We start from the raw sequence: 24,109 nt of genomic DNA on the forward strand, positions 1-24,109 counted from the left end.
CAAGACTTCATATACACCAGCACGTTACTTCAGCCCCTGTCTGCTGATGGAATAAGCAGGCAGCGGCATCTGGTTAGTTTTATTTCTCAGCAGTTTCAGTGTTTCCCTGAAACAAAAAAACCGACTCAAGGCCGGTTTTCTATGTATGGTTTAGTTTTTCGCGTGGGGGTTAGATGCTGGCTTTGTCAGTAGCCACTTCGTTAGCAGAGGCGGTTACTGTAGCCTTTTCTTGTGCCGGGTTTTCTACTGTAGCGTAATTATACGCCGGGCAGTAGGTTTTGCAAGAGGTTATGCCCATTGCCAGGCACAAGCTACCTAATAGAATAACTTTCTTCATGGTATTGTATTTTGAAGGATTTAGGACCAAAAATAGTATAAATACTTTAAAAGCAAAAAAACTGTTTCAAAACATAGGTAATTTCCTATACCTCGTAACCCAGTATTTTCATCATTGCTTCGCTGCTCTGTTCTGGCGCAAACTGCCAAGTTTTTAGCTCACCATTTTCGTCTCTATCAATCAGAATATGCTGTGGAGATGGTATTAAGCAGTGTTTAATGCCACCATACCCGCTAAGTTGCTCTTGGTATGCGCCCGTATGGAAGAAACCAATATAAAGCGGCTCTCCCTTGGGGATCTTCGGCAGGAACACCTGGAAAGAATGCATTTCAGAATTGTAATAATCCTGGCTATCACAGGTCATCCCGCCTATTTGTATCTTACGGTATTGCTTGTCCCAATGATTCACTGCCAAGAGCGGCCAGCGCTGGTTTAAGGCCCAGGCATCCGGCAGGTTGGTAATAAAAGAGCCGTCTATCATGTACCACAGCTCTTTGTCGTTCTGCAGCTTTTCGTCCAGGATAGAGTAAATGTTAGCGGCACTCTCACCTACTGTAAAAATACCGAACTCCGTAAAAATGTTAGGCTCCGGCACGCCCTCCTCGTTACAGATGCGCTTGATAGTGCGCAGGATTTCCTCCGTCATATAACGGTAGTCGTAATCCGCCTGAATAGAGGTTTTGATCGGGAAGCCACCGCCAATATCAATAGTGTCCAACTCCGGGCAAACCTTCTTCACCTCGGCATATTTGTACACAAAGCGGCTAAGCTCAGACCAGTAGTAAGAAGTGTCTTTTATACCTGTGTTGATAAAGTAGTGCAGCATTTTCAGCTCAAACCTATCGTCAGATTTAATTTGCTGCTCGTACAGGTCTATCACATCGTTATAGCGCACGCCCAGCCGCGAAGTATAAAACTCGAACTTAGGCTCCTCGTCAGAGGCCAGGCGGATGCCAACCTTTGCCTTGGTTTTTACGTGCTCCTTGTAATACTCAATCTCGCCCAAATGGTCGAGTATAGGCATACAGTTCACAAAGCCGTCGTTTATAAGTCCGGAAATGTGGTGGCGGTAACGCTCACGCTTAAAGCCATTGCAGATAATATAGGTGTCCTTAGTTATCTTGCCTTTCTTAAACAGCGCCTTCACGATCTCCATATCATAACCTGAGGAGGTTTCGATATGTACGCCGTTTTTCAAGGCCTCTTCCATCACAAAAGAGAAGTGAGAGGCCTTGGTGCAGTAGCAGTAAGTATAGGTGCCGTTATAATCAAGCTTTTGCATGCTCTCATTAAACAGGCGTTTGGCCTTCTGTATCTGAGAGCCTATCTTGGGTAGGTATGTCAGTTTAAGAGGTGTGCCGTACTGTTTGATGATGTCCATCAGAGGAATACCGTTAAACAGCAACTCGTTGTTTTCTACTGTGAATTCTTCAGTAGGGAAATCAAAAGTTTGGTGGATCAGATCCGTGTATTTATCCATTCTGTTGGTTAGGGGAAGTTAAGAAAACATGCAATATTGTTCGTATTTTACCATCTTTGCAAAAAGTTTGTTCTAAATCTATGAAAAAAGTAAAACTGATAGAAGTCAGGTCTGAGCTGGGGGCCGGAACACGAGGAGCCAGCATGGGGATAGAAGCGCTACGCGTAGCCTGCTGGGACAAGGGTTCTGATTACTTCAAGCGGTTTAACTCTGTCAGCGTACCGGATCTAAACTATACTTTGTTTGATAAGGATGTATTCCCGAATGCGCACCGCATCGACAGCATCCTAACCGTGCAAAAAAATATTGCCAACGCCGTAGAGCAAACCATCAATATAGGAATGTTCCCTTTGGTACTTGCCGGCGATCATTCTAACGCACACGGAACCATTGCTGGTATAAAAGCCGCCTACCCGAATAAAACTTTAGGCGTTATCTGGATTGATGCGCATGCCGATATTCATTCGCCTTATACTTCGCCATCGGGCAACGTGCACGGTATGCCGCTGGCCATGGCCCTGAACGTAGATAACCTGGAGCGCCAGATAAACGACCCGGCACCGGAAACCGTGTTCTTCTGGAACTCCCTTAAAAAACTGGGTTACGACGGGCCGAAGCTGAAGCCGGAGCACCTGGTATACATTGTGGTGCGCGATACCGAGGAGCCCGAGGATTTCTTTATCAGCAAGTACGGCATCAAGAACTTTACCTACGATGAGGTGAACCAGAAAGGCATACCACAGGTAGCCCAGGAGGCCCTGGACCGCCTGAAGGACTGCGACATCATTTACGTGTCGTTTGATGTGGATAGCCTAGACTCTAAGTTCTCCAAAGGCACCGGCACACCCGTAGAAACCGGCCTTACCGTAACGCAGGCCAAGGAGCTGAATTACCTGCTGCTGCAGGACCCGCGCGTGGTGTGTTACGAAATGACGGAAATCAACCCGACACTAGACACTGAGAATACCATGGCCGAGAACGCTTTTGATATACTGGAAGCCGCTACCGATGCCATTTTACACCGAGAATCTAAAAGTACAGCCATACAGTAATGCAATTACAAAACGCCATTAGCCAAAGCATAAGCCAGGCCCTCAACGCCTTGTTCGAAATCACTGTTGATGCCTCACAAATTGCCCTGCAGCCTACGCGCAAGGAATTTGCCGGCTCGTTTACCTTCGTTACCTTCCCCTACACCAAGCAGGTGGGCAAGGGCCCTGAGCAGATCGGGCAGGCGCTGGGCGAGTACCTGAAGCAGCATGCTAAGGAGGTAAAGAACTTCAACGTTGTGAAGGGCTTCCTGAACCTGGAGGTGGAGGAGCAGGAGTGGCTGCGGCTGTTCCGCGGCATTATGACCGATGCAAACTATGGCCACGGCGAGCCGAGCGGCCGCAACGTGATGGTGGAGTACTCCTCGCCAAACACGAACAAGCCGCTGCACCTGGGCCACCTGCGCAATAACTTCCTGGGCTACTCCGTGTCGGAGATCCTGAAGGCCAACGGCCATAAGGTGATGAAGGTGAACCTGGTGAACGACCGTGGTATCCACATCTGCAAGTCGATGCTGGCTTACGAGAAACTGGGCAACGGCGAAACTCCGGAGAGCAGCGGCATGAAAGGCGACCATTTGGTGGGCAAGTACTACGTGCTGTTCGATAAGGCCTACAAAGAGCAGATTGATGAGCTGGTGGCGCAGGGCATGGACAAAGAGGAGGCCAAGAAAAAAGCCCCTTGGATGCTGGAGGCTCAGGACATGCTGCTGAAGTGGGAGCAGGGCGACGAGCACGTGGTGAACCTCTGGAAAACCATGAACAGCTGGGTATACTCTGGTTTCGATCAGACCTACCGCACCATCGGCGTTGATTTCGATAAATTCTATTATGAGTCTGAGACCTATACTTTAGGTAAGGAGCGTGTGGAGGAAGGCCTGCAGAAGGAGGTGTTCTTTAAGAAAGACAACGGCTCTGTGTGGGTAGACCTGACAGACGAAGGCCTGGACGAGAAATTGCTTTTAAGAGCTGATGGTACTTCCGTGTACATTACACAGGACCTCGGCACGGCAGAGCTGAAGTATAACGACTTCCCGTACGACCAGTCGTTGTACGTAGTAGCCGATGAGCAGAACTACCATTTTCAGGTACTGAAGGCCACGCTGAAGAAACTGGGCAAGCCTTATGCCGACGGCATTTATCACCTGTCCTATGGCATGGTGGACCTGCCATCGGGTAAGATGAAATCCAGAGAAGGTACCGTAGTAGATGCCGACGAACTGGTGCAGGAGATGGTCGACACCGCGCGTCAGCAGACCGAGGAACTGGGCAAGATTGAGGGCTTCACGCCGGAGCAGGCTAAGGAGCTGTATCATACTTTGGCGATGGGCGCCCTGAAGTACTTCCTGCTGAAAGTAGACCCGAAGAAGCGCATGCTCTTTAACCCGCAGGAGTCGATTGATTTCCGTGGCAACACCGGGCCATTTGTGCAGTACACGCACGCCCGTATCTCGGCCATACTTCGTAAGGCCGGTGAGATGGGTATCAAGTATGATCCTGCTGCATTTGAGAGCTTCGATAACTTGCACGAGGTGGAGCAGGAGGTGCTCACGCAGCTGGTGAACTTCCCGGCCGTGGTGAAAGAGGCCGGTAACCTGTACGCGCCTTCTGTTATCGCCAACTACGCTTACGAGCTGGCAAAGGCCTATAACCGTTTCTATCAAGAGATCTCCATCTTTAACGAAACTGATGAGCAGGCGCGTAGCTTCCGCATTGCCCTTTCTGCTATGGTGGCCCGCTTCGTGCGCGAAAGCATGAAGTTGCTGGGCATTGAGGTGCCGGAGAGGATGTAAAGCAGGAGGATTTCTATAGCTGAGTATCATTTGCTGGCGCGGGTTTGCAACCCGTGCCTCCTTATAACCAAACTTGCGATCCGACTTGGCTGGAGGTTCCACTTAAACCGATCACTAGCGTAAGCGCTTGCGCCGTAGCTGCCATGGTTGTTTGAAACAAACTAGCCATACTTCCTTTAGGGGGATTTTTAAAATTGCTTTCAACATACATACTTCATAAGCCATAGAGCCATCAAAATGAATAGCTTGCATAAACTTTTAGCGCCGGTGCTTGTATTAGGGATAACAGCTTCCTGCACAGGCGGGGGCAACTTAGACCTCAAACAAAAAACTATGGCTACAGAATCAACCCAGAACACGCAGACCAGCGATTTTTATACTTTTAAAATGAAGTCGCTGGATGGAAAAGACGTGGATTTTTCGCAGTACAAAGGCAAAAAGGTACTGCTGGTTAACACTGCCTCTGAGTGCGGCTACACGCCGCAGTACGAAGACCTGCAGAAGCTGCACGAAGCCCACGGCAACGAGGTGGTTATACTTGGTTTGCCGGCAAACAACTTTGGCGGCCAGGAGCCAGGCTCTCATGAGGAGATTGCTTCTTTCTGCCAGAAAAACTATGGCGTATCGTTTCAGATGCTCGAAAAGATTTCTGTAAAAGGAGAAGACCGGCATCCGCTTTATACTTGGCTGGCTCAGAATGCACCCGGCAAAGAGGAGCCGAGCTGGAACTTTAACAAGTATCTGGTAGACGAAAATGGCAAGGTAGTGGCCTTCTATCCATCCAAAGTAAAACCGATGGATGAGGAATTGTTAGCTGCCATCAAACAGTAATTAAGACAAGGCAAGCGCTTGCCTGCACCGGTTTATTAGCATCGTATAGAATTTTGAATACATCACAACACACAACAAACCAAAATCCAGGTCTGGTAAAGGCCTGGATTTCGGCTTTTAGGCCCCGCACGCTGCCGCTTGCGCTCTCTTGTATAGGTATGGGAGGCTTTATGGCGGCTGCCAATGGTTACTTTAGTGCTTCTGTGGTAGGGCTTTGTGTGCTCACTACGCTTTTCCTGCAGATACTCTCTAACCTGGCCAACGACTACGGCGACTCCAAACACGGCGCCGACAGCGTGCACCGCGAGGGGCCGATGCGCGCGGTGCAGGCAGGGCATATACAGGCCGAACAGATGAAGAAGGGGATGCTGGTGTTTAGTCTACTTTCGCTAATGTCTGGTTTACTGCTGTTGTGGGTAGCTTTCGGTACGGAAGGGCTGTTGCTGTTTGTGCTGTTTCTGGTGCTGGGGCTGGCTTCTATCTGGGCGGCCATTAACTACACCGCCGGCGACAAACCGTATGGCTATGCCGGCTTAGGCGATGTCTTCGTGTTTGTTTTTTTTGGCTTGGTAGGCGTACTGGGAACCTACTTTTTGCAGGCGCAGGCACTACAGCCAAGCGTTATACTTCCGGCGCTTATCTGCGGCTTTTTTTCCACAGCGGTACTCAACGTCAACAATATCCGCGACATCAATTCTGATACACTGGCCGGGAAACGCTCCATACCTGTGCGGCTTGGCCCGAAGCGGGCAAGGGTTTACCACCTGCTGCTGTTGCTGGGCGGAGTGGCAAGCGCCTTTGCCTATGTGCTGCTGAACTACCAAACACTATGGCAGTTTCTGTTTGTACTTGCCCTGCCGCTGGTACTGGCAAATGCAGTTAATGTTTGGCGTAAGCAAACCTCTAAAGAGCTTGATCCATACTTAAAGCAAATGGCCTTGACAACTCTGTTGTTCGTGCTGCTGTTTGGGGTGGGGCAGGTGCTGTAGGAGATCGCGTAAAGTATAAAAAGTAAAGCGCCCTGCTTCCACGTTTTATACTTTCTTATTCGCTGTGTTGGAGATGATGCTTCTGCTCAAAGTGTTTGCTCCAGACATGTTCCTTTTTTGAAATGAATACTGTTCCGACTCCAAACACAGTGGCTGTTGCAATACCAACCATAGCAAAGAAAGGCTTTTCCGGAATACGCACACTTAACTCCGAAGCAAAAGCCGCATAAAGCCCTAAAACCGAGTAGTACATAAACCAAATATGCACTGTTTTATACTTTCGGGGAAAATTCTTCAAATACAATGGCAGCATTCCCAAGGCCAAAGTCAGGGAACTTACAATTGCCATGATATGGAATAAGCCAAATTTTCCGGTTAGGTTGTAGATGGCCAACGCTGATCCGCAAACTAAAACCATCGCAATAACATAGCCATAGCCAACTCTTTTATGCTGCTTTGTACCTTTTTTAGTCGCCAGCACAAAAGCACCCGCAACCATAGCAATTAAGGCAGCAACCAGATGAAACCAGCCTAAAGTAGAGTTTACAAAGCCATACATTTCTTCGTCGTTTTGGTGATTGTTTTAACTACCTGGTTACTGCCTATCATGAGCCATACTGTTAATAAACAGGCCGCAAACGTGTCGGTGCCAAGTATAAAACCAAAGCTCTTTACTCCTCAAAATTGTCGTAATATGTGAAGTCCTTCACGATTTTACCGTTCTCAAATGTGAAAATCGTGCAGATCGGAAGTCTAAACTCCGAACCATCCGGCGCAGTTCCGCTCGATACAAACTCTACAATGGCGTGCTGCTCACCTGACGGGTATACTTGAATAACTGTGTCTTTTAAGTCTGGGAATATTTCGTTCAGCTCGCTGTATTTTTGGATGGTCTGCTCACGAGTCTGCGTTACAATGCCTTGCCCAAGTGACGGGTCTTTGAACGCTGCTGTTTCTGCATACATTCCAGCCATCTTCTCCCAATCATGGTTGTTGAAGTGTGCAAAGTATTGGTCTACTAAATCCAAAGTATTTGTATTGGCCATAGTTGATTCGATTATAGTATTACATCAAGTCATCAGATTTTTTTTGCTTGATCAGCATAAACCATTTTAAAAGGCAGTTTATACAGTATTGCTTCGGCTTGTCTACAGCTTGTTTGCAAACACAAGTCTACAACCGGCTGAGAGGCTAATAATAAGGGGCAATTTTTATAAGTATAACCTGGCCGGTTTAGAACGCAACTAGGCTATACTTATAAACTACTGTTAGTTGCCTCCGCCGCCCTTATCGCCGCCTCCGCTTTTCAGGTCGTCGTTTTTGATACCTCGTTTGGTGCGTTTAATATCTTCTTTCAACTTGCCGAATTTATACGTAAAGCCGATGTTGATGCGGCGGCGCTGATAGCGAAACTCAGTGCGCTGGTCAAAGTTTTGGCCGCTCAAATCGCTGTACCCGGTAAAGTACTTTTCAAACGGACTCTGTACCGACAGGCTAATGCTGGCTTTTTCATGCTTCAGGAAGTCTTTGCTCACCGAGAAGCTGTTCCAGAACTGGCCGTTGGAACGGCCCTGCAGCAGCACGCGTGGCGCATAGTAGCCAGCATTTATACTTGCACGCCAGTTTTTCTCGAAGCGGTAGCTGGCGTAGCTGTACATGTAGCCGCTAACGCCGCTGTTTTCCAGGTTTTTGCCAGCTATGTTGCCACTTAATTGGCTGTAAGAAAGCGATCCGTTTACACTGAGGGTAAGTTTCTCAAACAGTGTGGAGTTACCGTTAAGGGAGAGGGTTGTGGTGCTGTTTTGTCCAATGTTGCCATAGGTGGTGGTGCTCACCGAGTCTGCAGGGTTATAGGTAGTATAATTCTGGATGGCATTGTTTGTAAAAGTATGGGTAAGGGTGCTGTTCAGAGAGTTGCTGTTCTTAAACATGCTATGCCCTAAACTAAACACATGGCTGGTGGCCGCCTTCAGTTCCGGGTTACCAAACGAGATCGCTTTTTCGTTCTGGCGGTCTACGTAAGGGTTCAGGTACCATAAGCTTGGCCGCTCAATGCGCTGGGTGTACGATATCTTCAGGCTGGCCATGTTCTTCAGGGTGCGCGTCAGCGTCAGGCTCGGAATCAAGTTTAGGTAGTTCTGCTCCGCCACCGACCTGGAAGACTTAAAGTCAGCATCCACTATGGTCTTCTCCAGGCGTGTACCCGTTCGTATGCCCCATTTGTCGTAACGCAAGCTTACAGAAGTATAGGCAGCATAAATATCCTGGTTGTAATCAAACTCATTGCTGAGCTCTGGCACATCCTCAAAAGTGTTGGTCTCCGCGTTAAAGTTGCGGTAAAAGTAGTCGCTACCATTATCCCGAAGTATAGTTTTGGCGCCTACTTCCAGCGTATGCTTTTTTATCGGGTGCACATAATCTACCTGCACAGTCTGCTCCACGGAGCTACCCTCATTCTGGGTGCGGGTATCCTGCGGGCCTGCGTAATTCAGAATTTCAGTGAAAGCAAGGTCGGTTTCGTCACGGTTAGTGTTGTCTCCTATTTTGTAGGATAGCGTGAGCAGCTGGTTCTTATCCCGTTTAAACGTATGCTGATAATCCAGCCCTGCCTCTATGCCGCCCCACAGGCCTAGTGTGTTTTGGTTGCGGTGAAACGCCTGCGTGCGGTTGCCTGCTGCATTCAGCTGCTCCACCGTCTGCAGGCCAAGCTGTTCCCAATCGCTTCCGTTTATGCTAAACTTGGCCGACAGCAGGTTGAGCGTGTCTAGCTCATAACTCATTTCGCTGTCTATGTAACTGAACTGGTTTTTGGAGTTTCCGCTGCTTAGCTGCAGCAGTTGGGTGCCCGTGAGTTTATCCAGCCGCTCAAAGGAAGAATTAAAAGTGGGGTTGGTAAACCTGTTTACGCCGCCATAAGCCGAGATGCCAAACTTACCCACCTTTGCCTTTATGTTGGCAGAGGCAAAGCGGGCTTCCGGCGAGGCCTGGGTAAGGTGCACACTGCCGTTATAGCCGTTAGAAGGCTCGTTATGGGTAATCACGTTGATGATGCCGCCAATACCCTCGGCATCATACTTGGCAGGCGGGTCTGTAATTACTTCAATACGCTTAATTGTATTGGCTGGCATACTCCTGAACACGTCTTTAGGGTTGCGGGCAAAGAGGGTGGAGTTTTTGCCGTTCACCAGCACCCGGTAGTTGCTGCTGCCGTTCAGCTGTATGTTTTCGTCGGAGTCGAGGCTGAGCATAGGTACTTTCCGCAGCATATCTAGCGCAGTCAGGGTTTTGCTTTCAGGGTCAAACTCAACATTGTAGCTTATTTTGTCGATGTCCTGGGAGATGAGCATTTTCTCAGCAGTTACCTCCACCTCCTGCAGCTGTTTAGCTGAGCTGGCTATACTTAATCTGCCCAGGTTTGCAGGTTTACCGGTTTCCAGAGCAGGTACCTCCACAGAAAAAGGCTTGTAACCCACATAGGTAAGTATGATTTTATAAGCAGCCAACGGAAGGCCGTTAACCTCAAAGCTTCCGTCAGCTTGTGTAAAGGTGGTTTTGATGGCTTCATCTTTATCAGTAAGGCTTACCGCCACAGTTACATAGCTAAGCGGTGCTTGGTTGGCAGAGTCCACCACTATGCCTTTAATGGTGCCGTTGGCAGGGCTTTGGGCCCGGGAGAAGGAACAGAGCATCAGGCACAGGGCCAGCAGTAAGGTTTGTTTCATGTATAAGTTAGGTTAAAATGAGCACGCTGAAATCAACTGAAGGATAGGTTAACCTATTCTAAAACTTTTAAGTCCTCACTTCTCCTAAATACCTCAAGCCGCTACGCCGCCTATACTTGCCCTAAAAGTTTGTTTGTGGAAAGATAACGCAAAATCTCAGAAGTATAATATGCAAACTTAACAATATTTATTAGATAAGTTCTATAACAGCAGGCGTAAGTGCAGAAATAAGGTATGGCATTACCATGCTGTAGCTGCTCCCGCTGTGCAACAGGCGCAAAAAAAGCCACCTGTAGTAGAGGTGGCTTTTAAATAATTGATTATTTATACTTTACACTTAAGCATGGCTTTGTATAATCTGTGCGCCGCGCTCCCGAAGGTCGGCTTTGGCCTTATCAAAACCTTCTGCAGAAATGGCCCGCACCGCGTCTTCCAGGTAGTATACTTTAAAGCCTTCTGCCAACGCATCTTTAGCCGAAAAGTACACACAATAGTCAGCGGCAAGGCCTGCTAAGTATACTTCTGTTATGCCTTTGCTCCGAAGGTAACCCCCAAGCCCAGTACTCTTTCGGTGACCGTTGTCAAAAAAGCCGCTGTAGCTATCCACTTCCGGGTCGGTGCCTTTTCGGAAAATAGCCTCGATACGTTGCTGTTCCAACTCAACTGAAAACGCTGCGCCTGGCGTGCCCTGCACACAATGATCGGGCCACAGCACCTGCTCCAGCCCGTTTAGATCTGTCACCTCAAACACGTTTTTATCAGCGTGCTGCGAGGCAAAACTCTTGTGCTGCGGCGGGTGCCAGTCCTGGGTCGCCACTACTAGATCAAACTGCTGCTGTAACCTGTTCACAACCGGAATTATAGCATCGCCTTCTGGCACAGCCAGTGCGCCACCGGGCAAAAAATCATTCTGTATGTCTATCAGCAGTAGGGCACGCATCGCTATACTTGTGGTGTGGCAGGAGCGCTGCTGGCTGGGCTGCCACCTTGGTTGTTGCTGTTCTTGTTTCGGTTACGATTTCTGCTGCGGTTTTTATTTCCGTTGCCGCCTTCTTTCTGAACGGCAGCCTTAATAGGTCTGTCGCTGCCCTCTTGCTTTGGCTGGCCTTCTGGGCGCGGAGCTGCATTTGCATCAGGCTTTGGCCCTCTATGGTGCTTGCTTTTGTTTCTGCTTCCTTTGCTGCCTTGTCCGGGTTTATTGCCTGTACGGCTGCGGTGGCTGCCGCCGTCCCTGCGTGTAGGGTCAAAAGCCGGTCCAGGACCAAAGTCTTCCGGAAGCGGCAGTTTCGGAAGTTCGCGCTCAATCAGGCGCTCCACTTTCTGTACCCGGAACATGTCTTTCTCGTTTACAAATGTTATGGCCATGCCCGTAGAAGCAGCACGAGCCGTTCGGCCTACGCGGTGCACGTAGTCTTCGGCATCCTGCGGCATATCGAAGTTTACCACGTGGCTCAGGCTGTCAATGTCAATGCCTCTGGAGAGGATGTCTGTCGCTACTACAATCTGGTATTGCTTGTTTTTAAAGCCTTGCAGCGCCTTCTCGCGTTCATCCTGAGTCATGTCAGACGAGATGCCCTCTGCTGTAAAGTTCATCTTCTTTAGAGAGCGCACAATCGGCGAAACATTGGATTTGCGGGAGGTAAAGATGATCATGCTCTGCACGTCCAACTCACGGAGCAGGTGCTCCAGTAAAGGCAGTTTCTGGTTATCGAAAGTCAGGTAAAGGCGTTGGTCTATACCTTCGGCAGGCTTCGAAATAGCCAGGTTCACCTCGGCAGGCTGCTGCAGAATCTGCTGGGCCAAGTCCCGGATTTTACGTGGCATGGTGGCTGAGAACAAAAGTGTCTGGCGCTGCTTCGGCAGTTGGCTGATGATCTTGATCAGATCATCCATGAAGCCCATGTCTAGCATCTTGTCTGCCTCGTCTAGCACCAGGTGGTTTAATTGGTCCAGCTTAACATAACCCATGGCCATGTGCGAGAGCAGGCGGCCCGGAGTGGCTATAATAATGTCGGCACCTGTGGTGAGCGCACGTTTCTGCTGCTCCCAGTCATCTCCTTTGTTACCGCCGTAAATGGCAATGGAGCTAACGGAGGCGAAGTAGCCAAAGCCCTCTACCTGCTCGTCAATCTGCTTGGCCAGTTCGCGGGTTGGCACTAGTATAAGTGTGCTGGTGTGCTCGTACCCTTCATGCGAAATACGATCGATGAGCGGCAGCAGGTAAGCTGCGGTTTTTCCTGTGCCGGTTTGTGCGCAGGCAATCAGGTCCTTTTGCTCAAGAATAAGCGGGATAGCCTGCTGCTGTACGGGGGTAGGGTTGTTATAGCCCATAGAGTTGATACCCGTCAGTACATCCTCGTGTAGGTTAAAAGAATGGAAGTCCACTGTGTTATTGTTTTGTGTCATACATGGCGGCCATCTTTTATCCATCAGCCGCTTTTCTCAGTAAAGATACTACAAATATAGCTACTAAAAATATATGGGTTTTTTCAAATATTTTTTTGAATAATGTTGGTGTTGGTCATTGATATGTATTATGTTTGTAAAAAATTGGACAAGGAAGAGTTGTTGTTGATGTGGCAGAATTTGAATAGTTCAATTCTGTGGTTAGAGTGTTTGTGTTAAAAATTAGTTTACTGGCCTTAAAAGCAAATTAGAATATCTATATATCTTAATCTTTGTTAATAAAGTTATAGTTTGTTGAAACATTGACGGATAGATGGCGTAAACCTCTTTTAAATAGCAGAAATCATAACATCTAAAAAAATATATATTAACTCCTATATAGTCATGAAAAAAGTTGTACAAGAGTCACCTAACTTCTTCTTATTGGTAGGCCTTAATATTGTAAATGCCATCTTTATGCTGCTGGTTTAGCCTTAGCATTATAGATGTTACCATATTATTAAAAAGAGCGGCCTCGCGAAAGCGGGGCCGCTCTTTTTATGCCTTTCAGATAAATTTTTTTTAATTTGTTCAGAGGGTTAAAACCTTCAGACTCATCAAAGAGAAAGAACAAAGTATAACTAGCACATGGCAGGACATAACAAATGGTCGCAGATAAAGCGTAAGAAAGGAGCCCTGGATGCCAAACGCTCTAAAATATTTACCAAGCTAATTAAAGAGATTACGGTAGCTGTAAAAATAGGTGGTGCCGACCCCGATGCTAACCCGCGGCTGCGCCTTGCCATACAGCTGAGCAAATCCGCCAACATGCCAAAAGAAAATATAGAGCGGGCCGTAAAAAAAGGAGAGGGAAATGATGCCGGCGACTATACCGAGGTAAACTATGAGGGATACGGCCCAAGCGGCGTGGCAGTTTTTGCGGAGTGCCTGACAGATAATATTAACCGCACCGTCCAAAACCTGCGCACCCTGTTTAACAAGAGCGGAGGCAGCCTGGGCACCAGCGGCTCAGTAGAGTACCTCTTCGACCGTAAAGGTATTTTTGTTGCTAAATTAAATCCTGAGGAGCCGGTTAAAGAAGATGAGCTGCTGCTGGAACTGGCAGATGGAGGAGCGGAAGAAGTAGAATTTGAGGATGGCTACCTCACCATCTACAGCGCCATGGAAGATTTTGGGGCTATGCAGAAGAAAGCAGAGGAGTTGCACCTGGACCTGGAGAGTGCCGAACTGCAGCGCCTGCCCCAGACAACTGTAAAAGTAGAAGACCCGGAGGCGGTGAAAAAAATACTCAAGCTGATTGACGCGCTGGAAGACGATGATGATGTGCAGCAAGTATACCATAACCTGGAGCTGAGCGGGGAAGTTCTGGCAGAGCTCGGGTAAGAAATAAAATAAAGTATAAACTGGCCGCTGACTTTAGTTGGCGGCTTTTTATTTTTAATCAACGCAATGTAGTACATGATACAGCCGATATTTAAAGACATGCTGGTGCTGGAGCTAGCTAGTGTGCTGGCCGGGCCAAGCGTGGGGCAGTTTTTTGCAGAGTTGGGAGCGCGCGTGCTGAAGGTGGAGAATGCTGCCTCAGGTGGCGACGTTACCCGCAGCTGGAAGTTAAAGTCTGAGCCAGCAGATACTGACACACCCGCCTACTTTTGCGCAGCCAACTGGGGCAAATCCTCCCTGAGCCTCAACCTTACAGATCCGGAGCAGTTGCAGCAGCTGTATACTTTGGTAAAGGAGGCCGATGTAGTTATAGCCAGCTACAAACCCGGCGATGCCGAAAAGCTTAAGGTAAATTATGAGGCGCTGTTAAGTATAAATTCAAGGCTGATTTATGGGCATATCACCGGATATGGCCCGGAAGACGGGCGGGCCGGCTACGATGCGGTGGTGCAGGCGGAGAGCGGCTTTATGTACCTGAACGGAGAACAGGGCGGCCCGCCGGTAAAAATGCCTGTCGCCCTTATGGATATTTTAACTGCGCACCAACTGAAGCAGGGCTTACTGGTAGCGCTGTTGCAGCGGGAGCGAACTGGCCAGGGGCAGTTGGTACAGGTGTCGCTGCTGCAGGCTGCGGTTTCGGCCTTGGCTAACCAGGCTACCAATTACCTGGTGGCGGGGCAGGAGCCACAGCGGATGGGTTCAGAGCATCCCAATATTGTGCCATATGGCGCTGTTTATACTTGTAAATGCAGCAAGCAGCTGGTGCTGGCTATCGGCGACGACAGGCAATTCAGAAAACTATGCGCCATACTAAAGGCGGAAAGTATGGCTGAGGATCCGAAGTTTAAAACCAATTACGAACGGGTGCAGCACCGCCAAGAGGTAAACGAAAGGTTACGGCAACTTGTAGCGCAACAGGATCGGGAGGTTTTGTTGAAACTGCTTCAGGAGCAGCATGTGCCGGCTGGCGCAGTGCATGCTATACCTGAGGTGTTTGAGCTGCCACAGGCGCAGCAGATGCTGTTGCAATACCCTGGCGCAAAACCCGGGCTCCGGCAGGTGGCTTTTAAAATGCAGGGGCAGGAGGTACTTACGTTAATCCCACCTCCAAAGTATAACGCTGATTCATAATTTGTTATGCGCTGAAGTATAGTCTGTATCTACAGTTTAAAGTTTGTGAGGATTTTAGTCTGATGCCTCATAAATTAAACAAAGTGGCAACAAGTGCGGTAAAACCTAAATCTGACATACCTCAACGGCGTAAAAAAACTATGGAAGATAGATTAAACGATATAATTAACGGCCTGCACCATAAGTCTAAAACCAAGCAGGCAATTTACCGGAACACCAAAAAATCCTTTGAGCGGTTAAAAGAGATCTCACAGGAATTGGTGGCAGAACTGACCGAGCGGGTAACGGAGCAGGATGCCGATGTTATTATAGAGTATCGGCCAATCGGTGAGCACGAGTTCCAGATAAAGTTCTCAGGCGATCTGCTTGTGTTTGTGATGCACACCAACATCATCACCTTCCCGGATGACTACGAAATTATGCGAAACGAATATGTGGACGAGGATTTCAGAAGAAGGTTTTTTGGGCACATTATGGCGTATAATTTTATGGCTGATACTATTAAGTATAATCGCCTCGACGACCCAGGCTATCTGATCGGCCGCATGCTCATCAATATTGAAAACCACTACTGCATTGAGGGGGTTAAACAGCTCGACCTGCCACCGGACAAAATCAGTAATATAGCTGAGAATGTCTTGAGCGATAAAGTGCTGCGCATTATAGTGGAAAGCGCCATGGTGGCAGCTGTTAACAATGACCTGATGGGGCAGGATGTAAGTGATATTGAACGCATTACCCTGAAGCAGAAGCTGGAGAATATGCACCTGACAAAACCACGCAAGCTGGGTTTCCAGATCAGCCACGAACTGACGCACTAACTTTGCTATAACAAAAACGGCCCGGGCAACACCCGGGCCGTTTTTTCGTCAATCTTTAAACTAAAACTTTTTTAATCAGAAACTGTGGGAATTGCCCGCTCCTAAGCTCATACTTTAGCTGAGCCTGCATAAGGTTGGACTTTTCTCAAATTTCTTCTTTCCAATACCGTTTATTCTGTCGCTACAGGTTCTTCCCGCAGCTTAAGTATGGCTTCTTCTATCTGTGGCAGGCTTTTCAGGAGCTGCTCATAGCTTTCTATGCAGAAGTACTGGCTCTGAAAGGTTTCTTTAATATAACCTGTATCCAGGATGTGCTGCACATCAAAATCATGCTTTACACTCTCCTCAGACACAGACAGGTTGCTCTCGCCTACAGACGAAAGTATGCCTGCGCCGTAAATGCGTGCCTCGGCGCCCGGCTTCCTGAACAGGCCAAACTCAATAGTATACCAGTAGATGCGCGTCAGGCGGTCCACAATGTCCGGGCGGTCTACGTGCTGCAGCGCCATAGCCGATAATTTTGCCAGGAACTCGCAGTAAACCGGTATGGTGAGCAGCGGCACGTGCCCGAAAACATCATGGAACATGTCAGGCTCCTCTAGGTAATCCAATTGGTCCATGCTTCGGATCCACACGGTAGCCGGGAATTTCTTCTCCGCTATCAGGCCGAAAAATAGGGCATCGTCTACAATGCCGGGGGCTGCTACTACTTCAAACCCGGTCAAAGGCTTCAGGCGTTTATTTACTTCCTCAAAATTCGGAATGCGATCTGGCTGAAAATTCACCAGCTTAAGTCCCTCAAAAAACTCGGGTACGGCTTTAGCCGGAAGGTTTTCTATCTGGCGCTGGAACAGGATGGCCCAAACGTTATGGTTTTCTTCGGTGTAGGTGCTGTAGTTCTGTGTCAGGTTCATGTCTCTTATGGTTGATGTTTTGGAATAGGTACAAAAAGAAAAAAGCAGAGGCTTGAGCCGCTGCTTTGGCAGGTTCACCGTTGGAGTGCCTTGCTGGGGTTGCTCCTTATCTAAAAATCTGAGTTGGTGGTTGCCTTAGCTGCGGGTGCTGTAATAGCGATAATAATAGCTGTAATAGCTATACACGCTCAGGCAATAAGAATAGGCAGTATGCAGCAGCACCGTGCCAAGGGAAGTTGGCAAAGAAAATGTGGTCGCTATGGCTGCTGGTTTATGCATTTGTTCTGTAAGTGATGCAATAATGCGAAGTTATGTGTTAAACGCAAATAATTATGGAAGGTTTTTTTTAAATCAATAGCGAACAGTTGGTTCAGTTGCTATTTACTCAGTAGTGCGAATAAGTATAAGATGTCTGAATAGTTACACATTTCGTACATATAATTATACATACAAGTATAAAATGTAGTGATATGAGTGCCACAAGAGCAGCAGCTTTTATTAAAAAATGTTTCCGCCTCCGTAAAAGGCTGCTGTTTGTTGTATGCGCCATGCTATTTGCCTGCACAGCACCGCCCTCCGACTCAGATGCACTTAAAACAGAACACGTGGTTATACTGGTGATAGATGGCACACGCTGGTCTGAAACCTGGGGAGCCGCACCTGGCATTATACCTAACATGGCTACTAGCTTAAAAGGGAAAGGCAGTTTTCTGCCCAACTTCTTTAACGATGCTTATACGTACACCAACTCAGGGCATGCTGCCATCACAACAGGTGTAAACCAGCCTATCGATAATTATGGCGATGAGTTACCGGCCAATCCATCTATTTTTCAGTATTTCCTGAAGCAAACTGGTAAACCGGCTACGGCTGCCTGGATCGTTTCAAGCAAAGATAAACTGCATATACTGGCCGACACAAAACGGCCTGACTGGCAAGGCACTTTTCAGCCGTCGGTTAATGCCGGGGTAAGCGGGCCGGGGAGTGGTTACCGGATGGACTCACTGACTTTGGCAGTGGCAAAAAATATACTCAGTACGCATAAGCCCAACCTGATGCTGATTAACTTTATGGAGCCAGATGGTTTTGCGCACGCCGGCAATTGGGAGAATTACCTGAGGGGGATTTCCAGAGGGGACAGGTACGCTAAGGAGCTTTGGGATTTCCTGAACGAGCATGAGGCTTTCAAGAAAAAAACCACATTGTTTGTCACCACAGACCATGGCCGCCACTTGGATGGCATAAACGGCGGCTGGACCGAGCACGGAGACAACTGCGCCGGCTGCCAACAGATTTACCTGCTGGCCCTTGGCCCTGATTTTAAAAAAGGCGAGGTGACAGCCAGGTATACTTTAATTGATATTGCCCCTACAGTGGCCCGCCTTCTCAACTTTGAAATGAACTCTCTGGTAGTAGTTCCCCGCATAGATACAACCGTGGTGGAACTTGCTATGGACTCTACACTGGTGCCGCAACAAAAAGACTCCATCCGGTTAGAAATTAAAATGGATACTACCCTGATGAAGGCCAAAGTAATGGAAGAGCTGTTCAGGTAAAATTTATACTTGCGCAGTAATCAAACTACCCTCACCTCCGGCTACAGGCACAAAGCTTTCATAACTGAGTTAGGAATATATCGCTCAGGTCTGTTTACATGAGCTGGAGATTTCGGGAGCACCATACTTATAGCTTATAGCTTACCGCTGATATGAAAACACGGTTTCTGTACTCACTTAGCTGGCTGTTGCTGCTATGCTTGCCTTGGCAACTGGTAGCACAGACTGAAGCAGGTGTGCCTGCTGCTGCTGTACAAACTTCCGTGGTGCAGCAGGAGCTGGAAAATCCTCTTTTTCTAAGTGATGAGGTGCTGCTTTTTAAGCTTTCTATGGATGTGAAGGCGGTGCTGAAGGATAGAGGAGATGAAAGGAGCGACCATCAGGCAGTTATCACTTACAGAAATGCAGATGGCACGGAAGTGCAGGAAAAGCTAAAGGTAAGGGTTCGGGGTAACCGCCGCCGAGACCCGTCTGTGTGCCGTTTCCCACCGCTGCAGCTAAACTTCTCACGCAAAACAGTTGAAAAAACAGTCTTCGGCAAAGTAAACAAACTTAAGCTGGTGACGCACTGCCTCAACAATGAGTATGTGCTGCGCGAGTACCTGGTGTATAAGTTATACGACATATTAACCGATGCCAGCTACCGCGTAAGGCTTTGCCAAATAACGTATGAAGATGTAAGAGGCAAGCGCAAAACAGTAACCAATTATGCTTTTTTAATAGAGGATAATGATGTGATGGCAGCACGCAGCAATGCGGTAGTTTTGCCTGAAGAACTGCGGATACGCATGGATATGGCAGATCCATCGTCTATGGCCAGAGTGGCTTTTTTCCAGTTTATGATCGGAAACACAGATTGGTCTGTACCCTATAGGCACAACATCGATTTACTGCATACGGACTCTCTTGCTGCGCCAGTGCCAGTGCCTTTTGATTTTGATTATGCCGGAATTGTGAGTACGCCCTATGCTTCGCCGCCGCCGGAGCTAGGAATTAAATCTGTAAGGCAGCGGCTGTTTCGGGGCTATTTGTACCAGGAGGAAGTATACGTGCAGATACGTGAAATATTCAATTCGCGCAAGCAGGCTGTCTATAATGTATACCAGACCTCCCAGCTGCTGGATAGGAGGTACAAAAAGCAAACGATCAAATACCTGGATCAGTTCTATAGCACACTGAACGACCCTAAAGATTTCTACAATACCTTTGTGCGGGCGGGGCAGCAAAACCAGAAAGTAAAAGTGGTGGTAAAAGGACTGGAAAAATAAATCCCCTCCTGAAGCCAGAAGGGGATTTACTTTGATGTTTATTTAAACTTACATGATCTCTGCCAGCTCCAGCCAGCGGAATTCCTTCTCTTCCAGTTGCTGGTTTATACTTTCCAGCTCAGTTGCCCACGCTCTCAGTTGTTCGTGGTCGGTGGTGGTGCCGGCGTTCATGGTTTCTATAAGCTCTGTTTTGCGGCTTTCCAGCTGCTGTATTTCTTTCTCCAGGCGCTCATACTCTTTTTTTTCGTTGTAGGTAGCTTTGCGCTTGTTGTCCGGCTGCTCTGGCTTTTTCTCCACAACAGGTGCCGGAGCTGCGGTTTTCATCTCCTCTTCCTGTAATTTTTCCTGCTTCTCCTGCTCTTTCTGCCACTCGCGGTAATCGGTGTAGTTGCCCGGGAAGTTGCGGATCTTGCCTTCTCCCTCAAACACGAAAAGGTGCTCCACCAGCCTGTCCATAAAGTAGCGGTCGTGGCTTACTATAAGCAGGCAGCCGCCAAAGTTCAGCAGGAAGTCCTCCAGAATGTTGAGCGTGATTATGTCCAGGTCGTTGGTTGGCTCATCAAGTATAAGGAAGTTCGGATTCTTGATGAGTACGCGCAGCAGCTGCAGGCGGCGTTTCTCGCCGCCGCTCAACTTGCTTACAAAGGTATACTGCTGCGGTGGCGCAAACTGGAAGTGCTGCAAAAACTGGCTCGCGGTAATTACCTCGCCGTTGGCCATTTCCACCACTTCCGCAATCTCCTTCACAATGTCAATCACGCGCTGGTCGTCCTTAAACGTCAGCTCATCTTGCGTGTAGTAACCGAAAACCGTGGTTTGACCAGCGTCTATTATACCGGAATCAGGCTGCAGTTTGCCGGTCAGCATGTTCAGGAAAGTGGATTTGCCGGCTCCGTTAGGGCCAACTATACCAATGCGGTCCTTTTTCTTGAACACATAGCTAAAGTCATCCACTATTTTCTTTTGCCCAAAGGACTTAGAGATATGGTCAACTTCGATAATCTTACCGCCCTGGCGTGTGGTTTTAACCGATAGCTCCAACTGCGGAGCGGCTGTTTTTTTGGCGGCTTTCTCTTTTAGGTCCTCAAAGGCATCCACTCTATACTTTGCTTTGGTGCCACGGGCTTTTGGCTGGCGACGTATCCAATCCAGCTCTTTGCGCATGAGGTTACGGGCTTTCTCGGTTTCTGCGGCCGCAGAGAGCTCTCGCTCAGCCTTCTTCTCCAGGAAGTAGCTGTAGTTGCCTTTGTAAGTATAAATTTCACCGTTATCAAGCTCGGCAATCTCATTGGATACTTTGTCCAGAAAGTAACGGTCGTGCGTCACCATCAGCAGCGTGGTGTTTTGGGTACTCAGCATACCCTCCAGCCACTCAATCGTGTCCAGGTCCAGGTGGTTGGTAGGCTCATCCAGAATCAGCATATCCGGCTCTTCTATCAGTACACGGGCCATTGCCACGCGCTTGCGCTGCCCACCAGATAAGCTTTTGATCTGCACATCCAAGTTGTTGATGCCCAGCTTGGAGAGAACCTGCTTTACCTTTACCTCAAAATCCCAGGCCTGCAGCTCATCCATGCGCTCCATTACATGCTGCATTTTCTCTGCGCTTGTATCCGGGTCGGTAATGGCGGCCTCATAGTCTTTTATCAGCTCCAGTGTCTCGTTCTGCATCGAGAAGATGGTCTGCTGCACTGTTAGCTCTTCGTTAAACTCCGGGTTTTGGCCCAGGTAACCAATGCTTACTTCTTTACGCACGCTCACGCTGCCCTCATCAGGCGGCAGCTTGCCGGCCAGTATATTGAGCAAAGTTGTTTTTCCGGAGCCGTTTACGCCCACCAGCACTACACGCTGCCCCTGGCTAATGCCAAAATTCAGGTTCTTGAAAAGCCAGCGGTCACCGAAGCTTTTGGATATATTCTCAGCTGATAAATAATTCATACTACAAAGTTAGTGATGTGCCGACACAAAAGATAATGCCGCCGTCAGAAAACAGACATGTATAAAAAAGGCCAGCCTTGTAGGGCCGGCCTTTTTCTGGTTTTACGGTTGTTTAATGTGTGGTTTCTTGTGTGACATGGCGCCTGCTATAAGACTCGCTTGGCTGGCGATGCGTTGTCATGGATGCAAGTATAGCGAACACGCCTCCAATCAGGTGAGGCATAAACACCCGGTCTGCAAAGCCAAATATCCATGGCGAAAGCGCCAGAATCACGCCCAGACCAAAATCTACCATTAGGTGCGACTGCATCGGTATTTTATGGATGAGGCCCACCTCAAAGTCAGTGAAGATAGTTTGCAGCAGTGCCAGAACACCGGCAGCTACAATTGTCCAGGTTGCCCAGTTAACATCTGAGAAACCAAACAGCCAAGGGGCTGCAATAAATATAAGGCCCACGACATAGTCTAGCACACCGTGAAACCGTGTTGGAATGAATCTCATAATTATCCTCCTTTCGTATTTGATTACAGATGATTATACGTTGATAAAGGATTTGGTATGAAAAATAGTGCAATTTTTGAGTGAGCGACTATTCGTTAACTACCAGTGCACGTGCGATGTAGTCGTGCAGCATTTGATGGCGGCGGGAATTGACCATCAATATAAAGCCAAGACCCAGCGGAACTAATGAAAGCAGCTTAGAGAAGTAACGAAGGTTAGCCTGGGCAAAAGTTACTGGTTTGCCACGCTGGTCGGTAACCCGCAAGCCAAGCGTAAACTTACCAATTGTAGCCTGCTTTGGAGAGGCCTCCAGGAAAGTATAATAAGCCCAGTGCAACAGCGGGAAGTATGGATTCAGGAAAATCATTTTAGCTACCGACAGTAGCTCAGTTACTTCAACCCCGTTCGCAAAAATCTTATCCCAGGTATACAGGTGCTCTGGGGCACCGCCCATGCCGTATGCAATAAACGTATAAAAAAATACGAGCAGTGTGGTATCTACCAGAAAAGATACAAATCGGGCAGACAGCGTGCCATATAAAGCAGTGCGTTTAATGGTGGGTGAAGCCGGAAGGGTAAGAGTGCTTTGCATGGGCAACAGGGTATTAAAGTTAGCGTTGGCCAATAACAGGCCTTGAGTCTGTTTCTTCCTTTAATCAGAATAAGCACCTTTGAAAAAGGTTAACTACCATGGGTGGCAGTTAAGTGTGGCGTATGATTGATAAAAATAAGTTTTTATTATTAATCAACAAATGGTTTTGACTTTTTTTATTTATCGATCCAGATTATGTGAATTATCTTTTCACAAATATAACTTTTGATGGTAAGTATAAATTCGAAAAGGTTACAAAATATTGTGAACGTTCAAAATATTAGTGTGAATAATCAAAATATAGCGCTTTTAGTTAAATTCGCTCCGTATGAACCAGGATAAAAGAGACAGGCCAATCGGAATATTCGACAGCGGGATAGGAGGGCTTACGGTGGCGCAGGCTATTGTAAATGTGCTGCCAAACGAGCGCATTGTTTACTTCGGCGACACGGCCCACCTGCCTTACGGCGATAAATCCACGGCGGCGATACAGGCCTATGCCGTGAAGATCTGCGATTTGCTGATACGCCAGCAGTGCAAAGTTATACTTATTGCCTGCAACTCGGCTTCGGCGGCAGCCTATGAGCTGGTGAAGGAGTATGTGGGCAGCAAGGCAAAGGTGCTCAACGTAATCGACCCGATTGTGCAGTACATCGGCAAAACGTATCCTGATAAAACCATCGGGCTGATCGGCACAAAGCAAACCGTGAACTCCAACGTGTATCGCAAAAAAGTGGACGAGCTGGACCAGAGCATCGCCCTGAAATCCTTGGCTACGCCGCTGCTGGCCGCCATGATCGAGGAAGGCTTTTTTAACGATACTATCTCTGAAAGCGTCATCAACGCGTATCTCTCCGACCCGCACCTGCAGGGCATCGAGGCGCTTATACTTGGCTGCACGCACTATCCGCTCATCAAAAAGCAGATTGAGCAATATTATCAAGGCAAGGTAGATGTGCTGGATGCCAGCCAGATTGTAGCCCAACATGTTAAAGATTACCTGGAGCAAAACAACCTGTCCGCCGAAACCCTGAAAGGCGACCACCATTTCTACGTATCCGATTTCACGCGCTCTTTCGAGGAAAGCACCCGCATCTTCTTCAAGCGCAAAGTGCACCTGGAGCATTACCCGCTGTGGGAGTAGGGCTTAAAGTTAGAGAGTCTAAGAGTTAGAGAGTAGTTTTGGCGCAGGCGCCTATACTTTGGCTGCTGCTGTTGCTGATAGTTTATACTTTCATTTATTGAAAAAGAGCTGTGGCGGTTACGTTGGCTGGAAGGGTTTAAAATCAATCGGTTTCGGGGCTTCCGCGTAAAAAGCTTATCTTTAAGTTATACTT

21 protein-coding genes are annotated in these 24,109 nt (G+C 48.1%); 10 read left to right on the plus strand and 11 right to left on the minus strand.

Features of this window, described 5'->3' with window-relative positions; genetic code table 11:
* Nucleotides 1-169: 169 nt before the first annotated feature.
* On the minus strand, nucleotides 170-337 hold the full coding sequence (locus Q1B04_RS08030; protein ID WP_299757823.1) for a hypothetical protein: 168 nt from the start codon (nucleotides 335-337) through the stop codon (nucleotides 170-172).
* 85 nt (nucleotides 338-422) lie between these two features.
* The gene (locus tag Q1B04_RS08035; protein ID WP_299757825.1) at nucleotides 423-1,817 is read right to left on the minus strand and encodes an arginine decarboxylase; all 1,395 of its coding nucleotides are present in this window, start codon (nucleotides 1,815-1,817) and stop codon (nucleotides 423-425) included.
* Between the two features lie 80 nt (nucleotides 1,818-1,897).
* On the opposite strand from Q1B04_RS08035, the gene rocF reads away from it, so the two are divergent.
* From rocF to Q1B04_RS08055, 4 genes are all read left to right on the plus strand, one after another.
* Nucleotides 1,898-2,869: an arginase gene (rocF, locus tag Q1B04_RS08040; protein ID WP_299757827.1), complete on the plus strand. Its 972-nt coding sequence runs from the start codon at nucleotides 1,898-1,900 to the stop codon at nucleotides 2,867-2,869.
* Nucleotides 2,869-4,659: an arginine--tRNA ligase gene (gene argS, locus Q1B04_RS08045; RefSeq protein ID WP_299757829.1), complete on the plus strand. Its 1,791-nt coding sequence runs from the start codon at nucleotides 2,869-2,871 to the stop codon at nucleotides 4,657-4,659. Before rocF ends, argS begins: the two co-directional genes overlap by 1 nt.
* A gap of 333 nt (nucleotides 4,660-4,992) precedes the next feature.
* Nucleotides 4,993-5,490, plus strand: coding sequence for a glutathione peroxidase (locus tag Q1B04_RS08050; RefSeq protein ID WP_299757832.1), 498 nt, complete (start codon nucleotides 4,993-4,995; stop codon nucleotides 5,488-5,490).
* 53 nt (nucleotides 5,491-5,543) lie between these two features.
* Entirely contained in the window at nucleotides 5,544-6,479 is a 936-nt protein-coding gene (locus Q1B04_RS08055) for a 1,4-dihydroxy-2-naphthoate polyprenyltransferase (RefSeq protein WP_299757834.1), read from the plus strand.
* 55 nt (nucleotides 6,480-6,534) lie between these two features.
* Here the strand turns inward: Q1B04_RS08055 and Q1B04_RS08060 are convergent, their stop codons facing one another.
* From Q1B04_RS08060 to Q1B04_RS08080, 5 genes are all read right to left on the minus strand, one after another.
* A complete protein-coding gene (locus Q1B04_RS08060) occupies nucleotides 6,535-7,038 on the minus strand; it encodes a DUF2306 domain-containing protein (RefSeq protein ID WP_299757837.1) in 504 nt (167 codons plus the stop codon).
* Between the two features lie 112 nt (nucleotides 7,039-7,150).
* Entirely contained in the window at nucleotides 7,151-7,525 is a 375-nt protein-coding gene (locus Q1B04_RS08065; protein ID WP_299757840.1) for a nuclear transport factor 2 family protein, read from the minus strand.
* 222 nt (nucleotides 7,526-7,747) lie between these two features.
* A complete protein-coding gene (locus Q1B04_RS08070) occupies nucleotides 7,748-10,201 on the minus strand; it encodes an outer membrane beta-barrel protein (protein WP_299757841.1) in 2,454 nt (817 codons plus the stop codon).
* Between the two features lie 337 nt (nucleotides 10,202-10,538).
* On the minus strand, nucleotides 10,539-11,141 hold the full coding sequence (pncA, locus tag Q1B04_RS08075; protein ID WP_299757843.1) for a bifunctional nicotinamidase/pyrazinamidase: 603 nt from the start codon (nucleotides 11,139-11,141) through the stop codon (nucleotides 10,539-10,541).
* Between the two features lie 2 nt (nucleotides 11,142-11,143).
* Nucleotides 11,144-12,532 carry a DEAD/DEAH box helicase gene (locus tag Q1B04_RS08080; RefSeq protein WP_299758349.1) on the minus strand — a complete coding sequence of 463 codons (1,389 nt, stop codon included), beginning with the start codon at nucleotides 12,530-12,532 and terminating at the stop codon, nucleotides 11,144-11,146.
* A gap of 702 nt (nucleotides 12,533-13,234) precedes the next feature.
* Between Q1B04_RS08080 and Q1B04_RS08085 the strand changes: the two genes are divergently transcribed.
* From Q1B04_RS08085 to Q1B04_RS08095, 3 genes are all read left to right on the plus strand, one after another.
* Nucleotides 13,235-13,990, plus strand: coding sequence for a YebC/PmpR family DNA-binding transcriptional regulator (locus tag Q1B04_RS08085; RefSeq protein WP_299757846.1), 756 nt, complete (start codon nucleotides 13,235-13,237; stop codon nucleotides 13,988-13,990).
* A gap of 75 nt (nucleotides 13,991-14,065) precedes the next feature.
* Nucleotides 14,066-15,181 carry a CaiB/BaiF CoA-transferase family protein gene (locus tag Q1B04_RS08090; protein ID WP_299757850.1) on the plus strand — a complete coding sequence of 372 codons (1,116 nt, stop codon included), beginning with the start codon at nucleotides 14,066-14,068 and terminating at the stop codon, nucleotides 15,179-15,181.
* Nucleotides 15,182-15,321: 140 nt separating this feature from the next.
* On the plus strand, nucleotides 15,322-16,002 hold the full coding sequence (locus Q1B04_RS08095) for a hypothetical protein (RefSeq protein WP_299757853.1): 681 nt from the start codon (nucleotides 15,322-15,324) through the stop codon (nucleotides 16,000-16,002).
* A 170-nt stretch (nucleotides 16,003-16,172) separates the two neighbouring features.
* Here Q1B04_RS08095 and Q1B04_RS08100 read toward each other — a convergent pair whose 3' ends face one another.
* On the minus strand, nucleotides 16,173-16,916 hold the full coding sequence (locus Q1B04_RS08100) for a phenylalanine 4-monooxygenase (protein WP_299757856.1): 744 nt from the start codon (nucleotides 16,914-16,916) through the stop codon (nucleotides 16,173-16,175).
* Nucleotides 16,917-17,386: 470 nt separating this feature from the next.
* Here Q1B04_RS08100 and Q1B04_RS08105 point away from each other — a divergent pair, with 470 nt between their 5' ends.
* Together Q1B04_RS08105 and Q1B04_RS08110 are read left to right on the plus strand one after the other, a co-directional pair.
* The gene (locus Q1B04_RS08105) at nucleotides 17,387-18,472 is read left to right on the plus strand and encodes an alkaline phosphatase family protein (protein ID WP_299757859.1); all 1,086 of its coding nucleotides are present in this window, start codon (nucleotides 17,387-17,389) and stop codon (nucleotides 18,470-18,472) included.
* A 152-nt stretch (nucleotides 18,473-18,624) separates the two neighbouring features.
* Nucleotides 18,625-19,740, plus strand: coding sequence for a hypothetical protein (locus tag Q1B04_RS08110; protein ID WP_299757862.1), 1,116 nt, complete (start codon nucleotides 18,625-18,627; stop codon nucleotides 19,738-19,740).
* A 48-nt stretch (nucleotides 19,741-19,788) separates the two neighbouring features.
* Here Q1B04_RS08110 and Q1B04_RS08115 read toward each other — a convergent pair whose 3' ends face one another.
* The 3 genes from Q1B04_RS08115 to Q1B04_RS08125 form a co-directional block, all read right to left on the minus strand.
* Complete coding sequence (locus Q1B04_RS08115) at nucleotides 19,789-21,678, minus strand: ABC-F family ATP-binding cassette domain-containing protein (RefSeq protein WP_299757864.1); 1,890 nt, start codon at nucleotides 21,676-21,678, stop codon at nucleotides 19,789-19,791.
* A 112-nt stretch (nucleotides 21,679-21,790) separates the two neighbouring features.
* The gene (locus Q1B04_RS08120) at nucleotides 21,791-22,180 is read right to left on the minus strand and encodes an SPW repeat protein (protein WP_299757866.1); all 390 of its coding nucleotides are present in this window, start codon (nucleotides 22,178-22,180) and stop codon (nucleotides 21,791-21,793) included.
* A gap of 88 nt (nucleotides 22,181-22,268) precedes the next feature.
* Nucleotides 22,269-22,772 carry an RDD family protein gene (locus tag Q1B04_RS08125; RefSeq protein ID WP_299757869.1) on the minus strand — a complete coding sequence of 168 codons (504 nt, stop codon included), beginning with the start codon at nucleotides 22,770-22,772 and terminating at the stop codon, nucleotides 22,269-22,271.
* Between the two features lie 328 nt (nucleotides 22,773-23,100).
* Between Q1B04_RS08125 and murI the strand changes: the two genes are divergently transcribed.
* A complete protein-coding gene (murI, locus tag Q1B04_RS08130) occupies nucleotides 23,101-23,916 on the plus strand; it encodes a glutamate racemase (protein WP_299757872.1) in 816 nt (271 codons plus the stop codon).
* Nucleotides 23,917-24,109 lie beyond the last annotated feature (193 nt).

The organism is uncultured Pontibacter sp., from assembly GCF_947495565.1.
Taxonomy (GTDB): Bacteria; Bacteroidota; Bacteroidia; order Cytophagales; family Hymenobacteraceae; genus Pontibacter.